This window comes from Streptomyces sp. NPDC049627 (assembly GCF_044465645.1).
Classification (GTDB): domain Bacteria; phylum Actinomycetota; class Actinomycetes; order Streptomycetales; family Streptomycetaceae; genus Streptomyces.
This window is the reverse complement of the sequence record NZ_JBITLW010000004.1, coordinates 519,570-534,941: the sequence shown is the minus strand read 5'-3', so window position 1 is coordinate 534,941 and position 15,372 is coordinate 519,570. Positions and strand designations below refer to the sequence as shown.

Genomic DNA, 15,372 nt, shown 5'->3' with positions numbered 1-15,372 from the left:
CCCGGCGCGTCAGCATGCGATGCAAGGCAACCCTGCACAACCAGGTCGTACGCCCTCTGGCGTGTGAGGTGCGGGGCGCGACGTGAGGGCTGGGCCCTGCACCGGGCACCCTCAACCTCGCACATATGGGACGCACGGCGCCACCCCCTGTGCACAGGGCGAAGTGGCCGATTGTCAGTGCCGTCGGGTTGCATGGGGGCATGGACGTTCTGGAGCTGCGCGCTGAAGCCGATGCCATCCTCGCTGAGCTCGTCGGTGCCGCCGGTGGATCGGCGCGCCTGCGGGAGGACCAGTGGCAGGCGGTCGCGGCTCTCGTGGAGGAGCGTCGGCGCGCCCTGGTCGTGCAGCGCACAGGCTGGGGAAAGTCGGCGGTGTACTTCGTGGCCACCGCTCTGCTGCGCCGGCGTGGCTCCGGACCCACGGTGATCGTCTCGCCGTTGCTGGCGCTGATGCGCAACCAGGTCGAGGCGGCGGAGCGGGCGGGAATCCGGGCCCGCACGATCAACTCGGCCAATCCGGAGGAATGGGAGCTCATTTACGGGGAGGTCGAGCGCGGCGAGACCGATGTTCTCCTCGTCAGTCCGGAACGTCTCAATTCCGTGGACTTCCGCGAGCAACTGCTGCCCAAGCTCGCGGCCACGACCGGTCTGCTGGTGGTCGACGAGGCGCACTGCATCTCCGACTGGGGCCATGACTTCCGCCCGGACTACCGGCGGCTGCGGGCGATGCTCGCCGAGCTGCCCGCCGGTGTGCCGGTCCTCGCCACCACCGCGACCGCCAACGCGCGGGTCACCGCGGACGTGGCGGAGCAGTTGGGTACCGGTGGCGGCGAGGCCCTGGTGCTGCGCGGTCCGCTGGACAGGGAGAGTCTGCGGCTGGGCGTGGTCCAGCTGCCGGATGCCGCGCATCGCCTGGCCTGGCTCGCCGAGCACCTGGACGACCTGCCGGGTTCGGGGATCATCTACACGCTCACAGTGGCCGCGGCCGAGGAAGCCACCGCCTTTCTGCGGCAGCGCGGCTTCCCGGTGGCCTCGTACACGGGGCGCACCGAGAACGCCGACCGGCTGCAGGCCGAGTCCGACCTGCAGGAGAACCGCGTCAAGGCGCTGGTCGCGACCTCGGCGCTGGGCATGGGCTTCGACAAGCCGGACCTGGGCTTCGTGGTCCACCTCGGCTCGCCGTCCTCACCGATTGCCTACTACCAGCAGGTGGGGCGCGCCGGGCGAGGCGTGGAGCACGCCGATGTGCTGCTGCTGCCGGGCAAGGAGGACGAGGCCATCTGGCGCTACTTCGCCGATACGGCCTTCCCGCCCGAGCCACAGGTGCGCCAGACGCTGTCGGCCCTGGCCGGAGCCGGACGGCCGCTGTCCGTGCCGGCCCTGGAAGCCGTGGTCGACCTCCGGCGCACCCGTCTGGAGACCATGCTCAAGGTGCTCGATGTGGACGGAGCCGTCAAACGGGTGAAGGGCGGGTGGATCTCCACGGGAGAGCAGTGGGTCTACGACGCCGACCGGTACACATGGGTCGCTCGCCAGCGGGCCGCCGAGCAGCAGGCCATGCGCGACTACGTCGGTACGTCCCAGTGCCGGATGGAGTTCCTGCGCCGACAGCTGGACGACGAAGGGGCAGCCCCGTGCGGCCGTTGCGACAACTGCGCGGGAACCTGGGTCGATTCCACTGTGTCGACGGAGGCATTGACGGGGGCGGCGAAGGAACTGGACCGCCCGGGAGTAGAGATCGAGCCGCGCCGCATGTGGCCGACGGGGATGCCTGCGCTGGGCGTCGACCTCAAGGGACGCATCCCGGTGAAGGAGCAGTGCTCCACCGGCCGCGCCCTGGGGCGGCTCTCGGACATCGGCTGGGGCAACCGGCTGCGCCCGCTGCTGGCGGAGAACGCGCCCGACGGGCCGGTCCCCGACGACGTCCTGCGGGCCGCGGTGGCCGTCCTCGCCGACTGGGCCCGCTCCCCGGGCGGCTGGGCGCCCAACGTCCCGGATGCCTCTGCACGACCGGTGGGCGTCGTGGCCATGCCGTCCACGACCCGCCCGCAGCTGGTCGGGTCCCTCGCGGAGGGCATTGCGGCGATCGGCCGCCTCCCCTTCCTGGGCACGCTGACATACGGCGGGCCGAGCGGCGCGCACCCGGCACGCCGCAGCAACTCCGCCCAGCGCCTGAAGGGGCTGTTCGACGCCTTCACCGTTTCCGAGGAACTGGCCGGCGCCCTGACGCGCTCTCCCGGCCCCGTCCTGCTCGTGGACGACTACACCGACTCGGGATGGACACTCGCAGTCGCCGCCCGCCTGCTGCGCCGGGCAGGAAGCGAACAGGTTCTTCCGCTGGTCCTTGCTGCTGCCTGATCTTTCCCGTTCGGGGGTGTGAACGGCGGCTTGGACGGGGCGCAGCACGCGAAAACGCGGGTGCGCCCCGCGCTGGGCGTCGACAGCATCGATTGCCTGGGGGTTTGGGAGCCTGGGAGCCTGGGGGTTCGGTGGTCTGGGGCCTGAAGCCCGGGGCGCCGCTCCAGTCGGCGGTGTCGGCCTGGAAAGGGAATCTGCTCCCGCCTACGCACTGTTGTCGTGTCCCTGGTCGGACTTATCCACAGGGCAAACCGGAGCCTTGCGATCCGCGAGATCGTCTCCACATGACGAACCACGGCGAAACGACTGGATCTCCGGAAAACGACGACACCACGGGCAGCGAACAGCACCTCGCCCCTGGACCGACCGACCCGAACGACGCGCACGAGGTGCGCAACGTGCCGGGTGTGCAGGGCGAACACCGAGGGCGCTCGCAACCGGCGGACCAACCCGACTGCCCCGCGTACGGCGGGCACCTGGCCGAGCACCAGGTCACCTTGCGTACCCCGGCCGAACTGGCCGACGCGCTGCCGTATCTGCTCGGTTACCGCCCGGAGGAGAGCATCGTGCTCGTCGCGCTCCACGACAGGGACGGCCGCGGCCGGTTCGGTGGCCGTGCGCGCCTCGGCATTCCCGCCGGCGCGGACGACTGGGACTCCGCCGCCAGGCAGTTGGCCCATGGACTGGTGAGGGGCAGTGAGCGCAGAGGAGCCCGGCCCGAGCAGATGGTCGCATTCCTCTGTCAGGAACCGCTGCCGGGGGAGACAGGCCGGCAGGTCATGGAACGGCTGCGGCCACTGGCCCAGAAGATGCGTGTCGCGTGCGGAAGCCTGGACGTCCCCGTGATCGAGGCCCTGTGCATCTCGGACGGTCGCTTTTGGTCGTACTGCTGCGACAAGGAGGAGTGCTGTCCGCCCGAGGGCCGGCCGATGGGCCTGCCCGGCACATCGGTGCTGGCCGCCGCGGCCACGTACGCCGGAGTTCAGGTGCGCGGCAGCCTGCGCGAGCTGCGGGCCAGGCTGCTGCCCTGGGAGACGGCCGCTGCGCTCGAGCAGGAGATCGCCCTCGACACCGTCGGCATGGCGCTGGTCCCCAGGATCCTCGACGATGCGGCACGGGCCGGTGTGGCGGAGGAGACGCTGCAGCTGGCCGAGCGGCTCAGGAGCCGGTTCGCCGCGGCCCCGCCCGTGTCCGGGACGCTCACCGCGGACCTCCGCGACGACGCACTCCTCGAGCATGACGAAGCCGCGAGGCTCATTCTCGGCCTGCAGGACCGCGCCACCCGTGACCGCGCGGCCGAGTGGATGGAGGGCCCCGAGGCCGGCCCCGCTCTCCGCCTCTGGCGAGCGCTGGCCCGCCGCTGTGTCGGACCGTACTGCGAGCACGCCGCGGCGCCGCTCACCCTGGCCGGCTGGGTCGCCTGGTCCACCGGCGACGAACTCGAGGCCCGAGAAGCCCTTGCCATGGCGCTCGGCGCCGACTCCGAGTACCTCTTCGCCCGCCTCCTCCACCAGGCCTGCAACGAGGGTCTGGACCCCGAGTCGATCCGCCGCTGCCTGCGCGCGGAACGTACGGGCCGCGAGCGACGCACCGGCCCGCGGCTCGGCACGCCGCAGAGCGGTGAGGTGCCGGTGGAGGATACCGAGGTGGTGCGGGGCGCCGAGGCGGTGCGGAGCGGAGAGACGGCCCACCCCGCGCCGACGTCTGACGAGGGCGAGCGTCGTCGGTCGCGCCGGCCCGCGGGTTCGGCCGGCAGCCTCTCTCGCTCTGTGAGGGGCACCGCCCGAGAGCGGGCTGCACGCGTCCCGCGCCCTCGTACGTCGGCAGGTGTGCGTCTCGGTACCTCGCGGCCGGGCAGCACGGCTGCACGGCCGCAGAAGAACACGGCTCCGCGCACCTCGAAGAAAGGAACCTCGCGTCGGAGCGAGGCCCGACCGGACAGTGTGCGTTCCGAGGACACCGGTGAGGGCGGGGAGACGTGAGCTTTCGCAGGTGGCTCTCCGACCGCGGTACTCGACGTGATGGCCGCCGGGGGCCGAGCTCTGTCGGATGCGGTCGAAGTGACGGCTGTCGTGGAGTGAGGGGCGGCGGATGCGAGCACGGCGACGGCCGTTGGGGGCGGAGCGCGCTGACCCATGCGAGCACGGTGACGGCCGTTGCGGGGAGCGCGCTGGCGCATGCAGGCAGGGTGACAGTCGTCGCGGGGAGCGCAGCCATCCCCACCGCGGGCGCGACGGTATCTGCGGGTCGAGGCCTGGGCGCCAACCAGAGAGCGGCGTCCCGTGAATCGCATCGCCACGAGCAACTCCCGGAGACGAGCCGCCGCGAACGCCCGAGGTCGACCGTATGCCTGCGTATCGGCGCCACGGAGGGCCTCAGCCTGCTCGGTGAACCCGGAGAGCCCGGTGAACCCGGTGAACCCGGTGAGCACGACGAACGCGGTGACCCCTCGCCGGCGTCACCCCGTCCCAGGCGTGACCAGGAGAAGTTCCTCCCCGTTCACCTGAGTGGCGGAACGGCTGGACCGGCCGTGCCGCCGCATCGCCCCCGGCACCCCGGGTCGCCCGGCCCACACCGCACACGCCCGAGGCCCACTGAGCGCAGAGGAAGCCGCACCATGCCACAGCCGACGCCGACCTCTCCGGCCTCCGACGACCGTACGACGGCGGGTGGGCCGGTGCCGTCCATCAAATGGGAGGACGGGATGCCTCTGCTCAGCGGCGGGTCAGGGCCGGGCGAGCCCAGGGCTCCGAGCGATGCGGCTCGCAGTTCTCCCCTCACCAGTCACGGCTGGTCCCAGCCGGCCTCGGGGGACCAGGACCGCCCCGTGGCTGCTTCAAAAGACCAAGGCCCGGACCGGATAGCACCTCCTGTGCGGTGGCCGACGGCAGACCAGGACGGTCGCCCCGGCCTGTGGGAAGGAAGGGCCGAACTCCCCGTTCAGCCGTCAGGGTCGGCACAGCGGACGAGGCCGGTCGGCCGGAGTGAGAGCGCGAGCCCGAGTTCCGCGCCCTCGCCATCCGCGAGCCCGAGTTCCGCGCCCTCGCCATCCGCGAGCCCGACTTCCGCGCCCTCGCCATCCGCGAGCCCGACTTCCGCGCCCTCGCCGCCCGCGAGCGAAGGCCCGCCATCGCCGCCGGGTACCGACCACTCCCAGCGCCTCCCCCCTACTCAAGCCGCCCCCTCACCGATCCCACCACCGACCCGGCCATCGACCCCACCACCGGCCCCCACGCCGCCGCCTCCGGCGACCGCACGGTGGTCCGCCGACCTGCCTCCCACCCACGACGCCATGATCTGCGTCGCCCTCCCGGGCCTCGCCATCTCCACGGACCAGGGGCAGCTGAACGGCCGGGGACTCGAGGGGTTCTACCGCGCGGGCCGGCGCTTGCTGTCGCGTTGCCAGGTCCGGGTGGCCGGACGTGAACCGCTGGCGGTCCAGGCCCGGATGACCGCAGCCGACCGTGCCCGCTTCGTGGGGACGCTGCGCGCCTCCCCGCAGGCGAGCCCCGACCCGGACGTCGTCGTCGAGCGGACCCGTCACGCGGACGGCACCGAGCGCATCACGCTGCACAGCGCGGCCGTCCGCACACTGCGTGTACCGGTCGAGGTCGCACTGGGTACGGACCTGGCCGACCTCGGTGCGATCGCGTCCGGCAGGGCCGGACCGGAACTGCCCGCCACTGTCCACGACTCCGGCCTGCGCTGGTCGTCCGGCAGGGCGAACTCGGCGGTGACGGCCGACCCGCCACCCACTGATGCACTGGCCTCAGCGGGGCTGCTGCGCTGGGAGTTGGCGCTGCCCGCAGGCGGCAGTGCGAGCATCGAGCTGCGGGTGCGTCCGGACCGAGCTGGGCCGGTGCGGGCGGTGGGCCGCGCGGCGACCAGCCCGCTGGCCCCGGCACGGGCAACCGGCGACGACCCAAGGGCGGAGGCCTTGCTGCGGACGAGCATCGAGGACCTCCAGGCCCTCCTGCTGCGCGACCCCGACCACCCGTCCGACATGCACCTGGCAGCCGGTGTCCCCTGGCGCTGCGGCCTGGCCCCGGCCGACGCCCTCGCCGCGGCCCGGATGACCCTGCCCCTGGGCACCCGGCTCGCCGCTGGCACGCTGCGCACGCTCGCCCGCACCCAACTCCGATGCGGGGGAGCGCGGTTCGGAATGATCCCCGGGCCGATACGGGACGCCGGCACGCATCTGCCGCCGGGATGCACCGGCACCAAGGCCACGCTGCTCTTCCCCGCACTCCTCGCGGAGGCCCGGCGTTGGGGGCTGCCCGAGCCGGAGACCGAGGAGCTCCTCCCCGCGGCTGAGCGCTGCCTGACCTGGCTGCGGAGCACCGCGGGCGACGGCACGTACCTGCGCGACCCGCACCCCGGCGGTCCCGTCCGCTGCGAGACCCAGGCCCATGCCCATCGTGCGGCACTGCTCGGCGCCGATCTCCTGGACGCCTGTGGCAGACCCGGCGGGGCGGAGCTTCGGCAGTGGGCCGGGGCGCTGCGGACGGCCTTCCGAGCGGACCTCTGGATCGACGACGTGGGCGGCGGCCGGCCCGCCGTTGCCCGGACCCCGGACGGACGTCTCGTGCCCCATCTGGGCGCCGCCGTCGTCCATCTCCTCGACACCGGCCTGCTGGGCGGCGGAGAACCGGCCCCCGGCCTGCTCGACAAGGTGCGGACCGAACAGCTCGCCCGGCTGCTCGGTGCTCCGGCCATGGACTCGGGCTGGGGCCTTCGCGGACTGGCTGCGAAAGAGGCGGGACACAACCCGTTCGGTCACCGCAGTGGTGCCGTGCGGGTCCACGCGACCGCGCTGGCCGTCGCGGGCCTGGCCGCAGCCGGCTACGAGAAGGAGGCCGGCGCCCTGCTGCGGGGCGTACTGGCCGCCGCAGAGGCGTTCGGCCACCGGCTGCCCGAGATGTATGCGGGGGAGCAGCGCACCGACGGCAGTGCCCCTCTCCCGCACCCCGCCGCCTGCCGCCCCGCGGCCACGTCGGCGGCAGCCGGGGTGCTCCTGCTGACCGCGCTCGCGGGCATCCGCCCTGACGCCCCAGGGGGAACGGTCACGGTGCGCCCCATGCGCAGCGCACCGCTCGGCGAGATCGTCCTGACGGGCCTGCGCGTCGCCGGTGCCCCCTTCTCCATACGGGTCAGCAGGCTGGGCCTCGCCATGGTCGAGGAGGCGGCCGACGGACTCCAACTGCGAGCCTGACCTCGTACGACGTCACACGGCGCGACCTGCGGGGGAGGAAGGTGCGGCTCATTCCGGCCTGAATTGGATCAGCCGTCGACGAGGTGGGTGAAGGGAGTGTTTATCGTCAGGCAGACGACTATGATCGCCGCATGCCCTACGACCCGTCAGCCTTTCCGCCCTTTGCCGTCACCGTGGACCTGGTCGTGCTGACCGTGCGCCGCCATGCCCTGTGCGCGCTGGCGGTGCGCAGGGGCGAACCGCCGTTCCAGGGGCGCTGGGCCCTGCCCGGCGGGTTCGTACGGGCTGACGAGGACCTGGCGCAGGCCGCGGCGCGCGAGTTGGCCGAGGAGACCGGGCTGCGCGCGCACGACCCGTCCGCCCCGGCGCAGGACAACGGCGCCCACCTGGAGCAGCTCGCGACATACGGCGACCCCAAGCGGGATCCGCGGATGCGCGTCGTCAGCGTCGCCCACCTCGCGCTGGCCCCCGACCTGCCCGCCCCTCGCGCGGGCGGCGACGCCAGTAACGCTCGCTGGGCACCGGTCGACGAACTGCTGCAGCAGGGCGGGTACGGCCGTGACGGAGAGCCGGTGGCGCCACTCGCCTTCGATCACGCGCAGATCCTGGCCGACGGCGTCGAGCGTGCCCGTTCCAAGATCGAGTACTCGTCGCTGGCCACGGCGTTCTGCCCCACCGAGTTCACCGTCGGTGAGCTGCGCCGTGTCTACGAGGCGGTGTGGGGCGTGGCGCTGGACCCCCGCAACTTCCACCGCAAGGTGACGGGCACGCCGGGCTTTCTCGTCCCCACAGGCGGCACCACCACGCGCCAGGGCGGGCGCCCCGCCCAGCTCTTCCGGGCCGGTGGAGCCACGCTGCTCAACCCTCCGATGCTGCGCCCCGAAGTCTGACGGAAGAGCCGTTACGGGAGGCCTGGCTCGGCCGGTGCGCGGTCGATCCGGGCTCGGTGACGACAGGAACCCAGGGCGAGCGGAGGGGAACAGCGATCCGGTCCGGCCGACTGCCGCACGGGCAGAAGGCCTTGCGCTGCCCGGAAAAACGGACATAACGCGCTATCTTGCTGTGGGTGATCCAGGCCATCGGACTGACCAGCGACCCTCGCAAGCAGCTTCCTCCCGCCGTCGACGACGTCTCCTTCGAGGCGTGCGCGGGCCGTGTCACCGCGCTGCTCGGGGCGTCGGGAGCGGGCAAGACGACGGCGCTCAGACTCATGCTCGAACTCCAACGCGGCCGTGGCATCACCTACTTCAGAGGCCGCCCCCTGCACCGCATCGCCCATCCGTCACGCGAGGTCGGCGTGCTCCTGGGCGAGGTCCCCGGGCACCCCGCCCGCACCGTCCGCGGCCATCTGCGCATGCTCTGTGCCGCCGCGGGCGTCCCGGCACGGCGCGCCGACGAAGTCCTGGAAGTGGTCGGCCTGGTCAGCCTGCGCGACGAACGCCTGGGCACCCTCTCGCGCGGCCTGGACCGCCGCCTCGGTCTGGCCTGCGCGCTGCTGGCCGACCCGCACACCCTCGTCCTCGACGATCCCGCGGACGGGCTCTCGACCCGCGAGAGCCGTTGGCTGTACGGCATGCTGCGCGCGCACGCGGACCAGGGCGGCACGGTCCTGCTGACCACGGCCGACCCCAAGGAAGCCGCACGCACCGCCGACCGGGTCGTCACCCTGGAGCGGGGCAGAATCGTCGCCGACCAGGAGGCCGCCGACTTCTCCCGCACCCGGCTGCGCCCCCGCGTCGCCGTCCGCAGCCCCCACGCCTCCCGCCTTGCCGCCCTGCTCGCCAAGGAGGCGCGCACCGCTCAGCGATCCGTGGAGGTCGTGCGCGAGGGCGGCAACCGCCTCTCCGTGTACGGCAGTAGCTGCGCCGCCGTCGGAGAGACCGCCTACCGCCACGGCATCCTCGTACACCAACTCGCCGACGAGATCGGGGACATGGGGCCGGGCGCCGCGACCGACGTCTCGAACCTCGTGGCACAGCCGCAAGCCGGCGAGGCGCAGCCGGCGCCGGTCGGTGGAGCGATCACGGCTCGTGAGCACGGGCGCGGGGCCACGGAGTCGGCGGCGCTCGTGCCCGCGCCGGGCAGAGGGGTGGACACCGCCCACGGCCTCAGGGCGCTGCCGGATGCGCCGCCGACGCCGGGCGGCAAGCCGTCCACGCCTCAGGCGCGCACGAGTGAGCCCGGACCGGCCGACGCGCCCACCGAGGAGGACGGGCCCTCCTCGCAAGCCGACGGCCCACGCGTGCCGACCCCCTCTGCCGACGCCCTCCCCGATCTCCCGCCTCCCATCTCTGTCCGCCCCGTCCCCAGCCCCCTCCGCCCCCTGCGCTACGAACTCCGTCGCGCCGCCGGTGTCGGCACCGGGTTCCTCACCGCCGCCGCGGTGCTCCTGGTGTCCGCCCTCACCGCCGTACTGCTCGCCCGGATCGGGCACACTCCGCATCACCGTCTGCTGGTCGCGTGGCCGCGGGAGCTCCCGCTGCCGCCGGCGGCGCTCGGAGCCGGGCTGCTCGGTGCGATCGCTTTCGGCGACGAGTTCCGCCACCCCGCCCTGGCCGCGGATCGCGGCACCGTCCCCCGCCGGCTGGGGCTGCTGGCCGCGAAACTGCTCGTCGCCTCCGCCACCGCGCTGGCGCTGGCCGTCCTCACCGTCGGCTGTGACATCGAAGTGCTCTATCTCGTCTACGGACGGGAGCTCACGGAGGTTCCCGCCGACTGGCTCTGGCTGAGCGCGAGTTGGACGGGGCTGGTGGTCGGCTGCGCCTGGGCCGGCGTACTGGCCGCGGGGCTCTTCCGGTCGACCACGGCCGGACTCGCGGCGGTGGTCGCCGTGCCCGTCGTCCTCGTACCGCTCGTACGGAAGGCCGTGGAAGGGCCCTCGGTGCGGACCGCGGCCGGGTTTCCGCTGCGGCTGCGGGAGGTGCTCCTGTCGCAGTGGCCGTTCGGGGGAGAGCGCTATCTGGCAGCCGTCGCGCGCGTGGTCGCCCAACCCGTCGGCGGCGCACTCACGTTGTCGCTGGCCGCGCTGCTCGCCGCCTATCTCCTCACGACCGTGCGCAGCAGGGTCCGATGACGACCGTCCGTGCTCTTCCCGGAACCCTCCTGCGCACAACTCCCCGGGGAAAGGCCATTTCTTTCCGATAAGGCGTCAATTGCGACGGGGTGAGCGATCACCCTTTCGTGTGCTTTTCACCAAAGACCTCAAGGGAGTTGGGGACGGCGCCGACAAAGGATCCGTGAGTACCCTTGCGCACACCATGATGACCGCCGCCCGTTCCGCAGACTCCGGCCTCGCCGGCCCGGGCGATCTCGACCGCTACCCCTACGCCGAGGCCCCCGTCGCCGACCGCGTCGGATCCACCGCCTGGGAGGGCGCGGACCCGGACCTGGGCCGTGTCGGCCGGCGCGCCGCGGGCAGCCGCGGACGCGGGCTGCACGGCCAACTCGTCCAGCAGCTCGGCCAGATGATCGTCTCCGGTGACCTGGGGGCCGACCGTCCGCTCGTGCCCGAGGAGATCGGCCAGCGGTTCGAGGTCTCCCGCACCGTCGTCCGGGAGTCGCTCCGCGTCCTGGAGGCCAAGGGCCTGGTCAGCGCCCGGCCGAACGTCGGCACGCGCGTGCGCCCCGTCAGCGACTGGAACCTCCTCGACCCGGACATCATCGAGTGGCGCGCGTTCGGGCCGCAGCGCGACGACCAGCGCCGGGAGCTGAGCGAGCTGCGCTGGACGATCGAGCCGCTCGCCGCCCGCCTCGCGGCCGGGCACGGGCGCGACGACGTCCAGCAGCGGCTCGCCGACATGGTCGAGATCATGGGTCACGCCATGGGGCAGGGCGACGTCCTCACCTTCTCGCGCGCCGACACCGAGTTCCACAATCTGCTCATCCAGGTCGCCGGCAACCGCATGCTGGAGCACCTGTCGGGGATCGTCTCGGCCGCCCTCCAGGTCTCCGGTGGCCCGGTGACCGGCTGTGACCGGCCGAACGAGACGTCGTTGGCGCAGCACAGCAGGATCGTCGACGCCCTCGCCACCGGCGACGGCGCGGGCGCCGAGGCGGCCATGCGTCAGCTGCTCACCGTCCATCCCGAGGTCGAGCGCGTGGTGCCCGCTCCCCGCGAGCACTGACCACGCACCCGGGTCGCGCGGCTGAGGACGACGCCTCCCCCCTCCTGGGGCATCGCCCGGCCTGTGCACCCTCTCCCGTCGGACCCGCAGGATCCACCGCGATCCTGCGGGTCCGACGGTGCGACGAGGCAGCGGAATCGCCGTACAGTGCAGGGGCCAGTCGTTGGCGACCTCTTCTGTCCGGATCTGCTCGTTTTTGATTCGTTACGGGATGTGACTCGGACCACGCAGATTGGGCGTAACGCTCAGGGGAACAGCGCGATGACCTAAGAGGTGACAGCCGAGGAGGGAATACGGACGCCGTTCAAGGCGCTGTGCATCTTCCCGGCCCCCGCCCGCACCGTCGGTCCATCCCCAGGCCGGTGGTCGGCTCCTGTCCGCCGTGGACGGGGCCGGAAGCCGTTTTCCAACGTTCCGAGAGGTTGTTCGTGTCGGCCAGCACATCCCGTACGCTCCCGCCGGAGATCGCCGAGTCCGTCTCTGTCATGGCTCTGATTGAGCGGGGAAAGGCTGAGGGGCAGATCGCCGGCGACGATGTGCGTCGGGCCTTCGAAGCCGACCAGATTCCGGCCACTCAGTGGAAGAACGTACTGCGCAGCCTCAACCAGATCCTCGAGGAAGAGGGTGTGACGCTGATGGTCAGTGCCGCGGAGCCCAAGCGCACCCGAAAGAGCGTCGCAGCGAAGAGTCCGGCCAAGCGCACCGCCACCAAGACGGTCGCGGCGAAGACGGTGACCACCAAGAAGGCCACCGCCACCGCCACCCCGGCGGCACCCGCCGCCGACCCGGCCGTCGAGGACGAAGCCCCCGCCAAGAAGGCCGCTGCCAAGAAGACGACCGCCAAGAAGGCGGCCGCGAAGAAGACCGTCGCCAAGAAGACGGCGGCCAAGAAGACCACCGCCAAGAAGGACGACGCCGAGCTGCTCGAGGACGAGGTTCTCGAGGACGCCAAGCCCGGCGAGGAGCCCGAGGGCACCGAGAACGCCGGCTTCGTGCTCTCCGACGAGGACGAGGACGACGCGCCCGCCCAGCAGGTCGCCGCGGCCGGTGCCACCGCCGACCCGGTCAAGGACTACCTCAAGCAGATCGGCAAGGTCCCCCTGCTCAACGCCGAGCAGGAGGTCGAGCTCGCCAAGCGCATCGAGGCCGGTCTGTTCGCCGAGGACAAGCTGTCCAACGCCGACAAGCTCGCCCCCAAGCTCAAGCGCGAGCTGGAGATCATCGCCGAGGACGGCCGCCGCGCCAAGAACCACCTGCTGGAGGCCAACCTCCGTCTGGTGGTCTCCCTGGCCAAGCGCTACACCGGCCGCGGCATGCTCTTCCTGGACCTCATCCAGGAGGGCAACCTCGGTCTGATCCGCGCGGTCGAGAAGTTCGACTACACCAAGGGCTACAAGTTCTCCACGTACGCCACCTGGTGGATCCGTCAGGCGATCACCCGCGCCATGGCCGACCAGGCCCGCACCATCCGTATCCCGGTGCACATGGTCGAGGTCATCAACAAGCTCGCGCGCGTGCAGCGCCAGATGCTCCAGGACCTGGGCCGCGAGCCCACCCCGGAGGAGCTGGCCAAGGAACTCGATATGACCCCGGAGAAGGTCATCGAGGTCCAGAAGTACGGCCGCGAACCCATCTCGCTGCACACCCCGCTGGGTGAGGACGGCGACAGCGAGTTCGGTGACCTCATCGAGGACTCCGAAGCCGTCGTCCCGGCCGACGCGGTCAGCTTCACGCTTCTGCAGGAGCAGCTGCACTCGGTCCTCGACACCCTGTCCGAGCGCGAGGCGGGCGTCGTCTCGATGCGCTTCGGTCTCACCGACGGTCAGCCGAAGACCCTCGACGAGATCGGCAAGGTGTACGGCGTCACGCGTGAGCGCATCCGCCAGATCGAGTCCAAGACGATGTCGAAGCTGCGCCACCCGTCGCGGTCCCAGGTGCTGCGCGACTACCTCGACTAGTCGTCCTCCCTAGGACGCCGAAGGCCCGGTCTCCCGAGTGGGGACCGGGCCTTCCCGCTGTCGCGCGGGTGCGGGGCGCCGTCTGCTGAATCACTCTGGGTGTTCCACGACCACCCCAGTGTGAGGAGCGTGCATGCGTCGTCTCTTGCCCCGGGCGCTCGCCGGGCCGCTGGCCCTTGCCGCCGCGGCGGTCGCCATACCGTTGGCGTCCCCTGCTCCCGCGGCCGCCGACAGTGTCGTCGTCGGCGGCTTTCCGGTCGATGTGTCCGAGAGTCCCTGGACCGTGGCGCTGTCCAGTCGTAACCGGTTCGGAGGTACGCGGGCCGGTCAGTTCTGTGTCGGTGTGGCGGTCGGCCGGTCCACCGTGCTCACCGCGGCCCACTGCGTGAGCGAGGAGGTCCTCGGGGTCGCGCCGGACCAGCTGAACGATTTCAGTGTCATCACCGGCCGTACGGACTTGTTGTCGAACCGGGGCCAGGAGATCCGCGTCCGCCGCACCTGGGTGAACCCGGCCTACGACAGTGCCACCAACGCGGGGGACTACGCCGTCCTCACTCTCGCCGAGCCCCTTCCGGCGAGCTCGGTGATCGGGATGGCAGGCGCCGGCGATCCCGCCTATGTGCCGGGAACGACGGCCCTGGTCTACGGCTGGGGAGACATCACAGGCGCGGGTGACTATGCGCGCGGTCTGCGGGCAGCGCGCGTGCATGTCCTGCCCGACGCCCTGTGCCGGAAGGCGTATCCGGGCGGCGGTGACGGCCGGTACCTGGCCGACAGCATGGTCTGCGCAGGAGAGGTGCAGGGAGGCCGGGACGCTTGTCAGGGGGACAGCGGAGGGCCGTTGGTCGCTCAGGGGAAGCTGATCGGGCTGGTGTCCTGGGGCACCGGCTGCGGTCGCGCGGGCAGTCCCGGCGTCTACACACGGGTGTCCGAGGTCGTGCGGGCCTTGCGGTGGAGCGCGACGCGCACGCGAGCGGCCGACAGGGCCTGAGGGCTCGCATGGTATGAGCGCGGGCGGCCGCCCCTGCTCTCAGGGGCGGCCGCCCGTCAACCGGCCTGTGCCGGAGCTGGCTCGTCGTGGATGCGAGGTTCAGCGCTCTTCTTCGGACGCTGTCGCGGGAACGGCCGTCAGCCGCTCCGTCTCGTCCTGTATCTCAGCGGCGATCTTCTTGAGTTCCGGCTCGAACTTGCGACCGTGGTGGGCGCAGAAGAGCAGTTCTCCGCCGCTGAGCAGGACGACGCGCACGTACGCCTGTGCGCCGCAGCGGTCGCAGCGGTCAGCGGCCGTCAGCGGGCTCGCGGGGGTCAGAACAGTAGTCACGTCGCCTCTTCTCTAGCTCGACGAGCTGTCGTACCAGGGTCAACATCCAACCAGCCCCAAAACGTTCCCGCTCGTGGCTTCACCCTCAGTGAAATTTTTCCGAGGGGGCTGGCTGCTGCCGGCTTGGCGGCGAATGTGCCGTAGTGCGTCTCTGGCTTGCTTACGGTTTCGCGCTGTCGGTCAAGGTCAGGTCCTCCCGGCTGGATTGCCGGTTTGTTCATGAGGACGTGCCCGGAGCCTAAATGGTTCATGCCTGGAAGGGAACGTGATATGTACTTCACCCCATCGAGGGATCGAACAAGCATGCGAGCCTGGACTAGTCTGTGTTTCGCACGAGGGTGGCGTTACAACGGCTCTACCAGGCCTCGGTACCCTCTTGACGGCGACCGAAGCCGCGCCC

At 71.8% G+C, this 15,372-nt stretch carries 9 protein-coding genes; 8 read left to right on the top strand and 1 reads right to left on the bottom strand.

Annotated features, from left to right (window positions below; genetic code table 11):
* Positions 1-200 precede the first annotated feature (200 nt).
* The 8 genes from ACIBU0_RS14120 to ACIBU0_RS14085 all read left to right on the top strand — a co-directional run bounded on the left by ACIBU0_RS14120 (position 201) and on the right by ACIBU0_RS14085 (position 14,642).
* Positions 201-2,357, top strand: a complete 2,157-nt coding sequence (locus tag ACIBU0_RS14120) for a RecQ family ATP-dependent DNA helicase (protein ID WP_398816699.1) — start codon at positions 201-203, stop codon at positions 2,355-2,357.
* Positions 2,358-2,641: 284 nt separating this feature from the next.
* Positions 2,642-4,339: a DUF4192 domain-containing protein gene (locus ACIBU0_RS14115; RefSeq protein ID WP_398816696.1), complete on the top strand. Its 1,698-nt coding sequence runs from the start codon at positions 2,642-2,644 to the stop codon at positions 4,337-4,339.
* A 1,310-nt stretch (positions 4,340-5,649) separates the two neighbouring features.
* On the top strand, positions 5,650-7,569 hold the full coding sequence (locus ACIBU0_RS14110; RefSeq protein ID WP_398816693.1) for a glycogen debranching N-terminal domain-containing protein: 1,920 nt from the start codon (positions 5,650-5,652) through the stop codon (positions 7,567-7,569).
* A 131-nt stretch (positions 7,570-7,700) separates the two neighbouring features.
* Positions 7,701-8,459 (top strand): NUDIX domain-containing protein, encoded by a 759-nt coding sequence (locus ACIBU0_RS14105; RefSeq protein ID WP_398816690.1) that lies wholly within the window; start codon positions 7,701-7,703, stop codon positions 8,457-8,459.
* Between the two features lie 176 nt (positions 8,460-8,635).
* A complete protein-coding gene (locus tag ACIBU0_RS14100; protein WP_398816687.1) occupies positions 8,636-10,642 on the top strand; it encodes an ATP-binding cassette domain-containing protein in 2,007 nt (668 codons plus the stop codon).
* 163 nt (positions 10,643-10,805) lie between these two features.
* Positions 10,806-11,693, top strand: coding sequence for a FadR/GntR family transcriptional regulator (locus ACIBU0_RS14095; RefSeq protein WP_398816684.1), 888 nt, complete (start codon positions 10,806-10,808; stop codon positions 11,691-11,693).
* A gap of 428 nt (positions 11,694-12,121) precedes the next feature.
* On the top strand, positions 12,122-13,651 hold the full coding sequence (locus tag ACIBU0_RS14090) for an RNA polymerase sigma factor (RefSeq protein WP_398816681.1): 1,530 nt from the start codon (positions 12,122-12,124) through the stop codon (positions 13,649-13,651).
* Between the two features lie 133 nt (positions 13,652-13,784).
* Positions 13,785-14,642 (top strand): serine protease, encoded by an 858-nt coding sequence (locus ACIBU0_RS14085; RefSeq protein WP_398816678.1) that lies wholly within the window; start codon positions 13,785-13,787, stop codon positions 14,640-14,642.
* Positions 14,643-14,741: 99 nt separating this feature from the next.
* On the opposite strand, the gene ACIBU0_RS14080 is transcribed toward ACIBU0_RS14085, so the two are convergent.
* Complete coding sequence (locus tag ACIBU0_RS14080) at positions 14,742-14,972, bottom strand: hypothetical protein (protein ID WP_385064691.1); 231 nt, start codon at positions 14,970-14,972, stop codon at positions 14,742-14,744.
* Between the last annotated feature and the right edge of the window lie 400 nt (positions 14,973-15,372).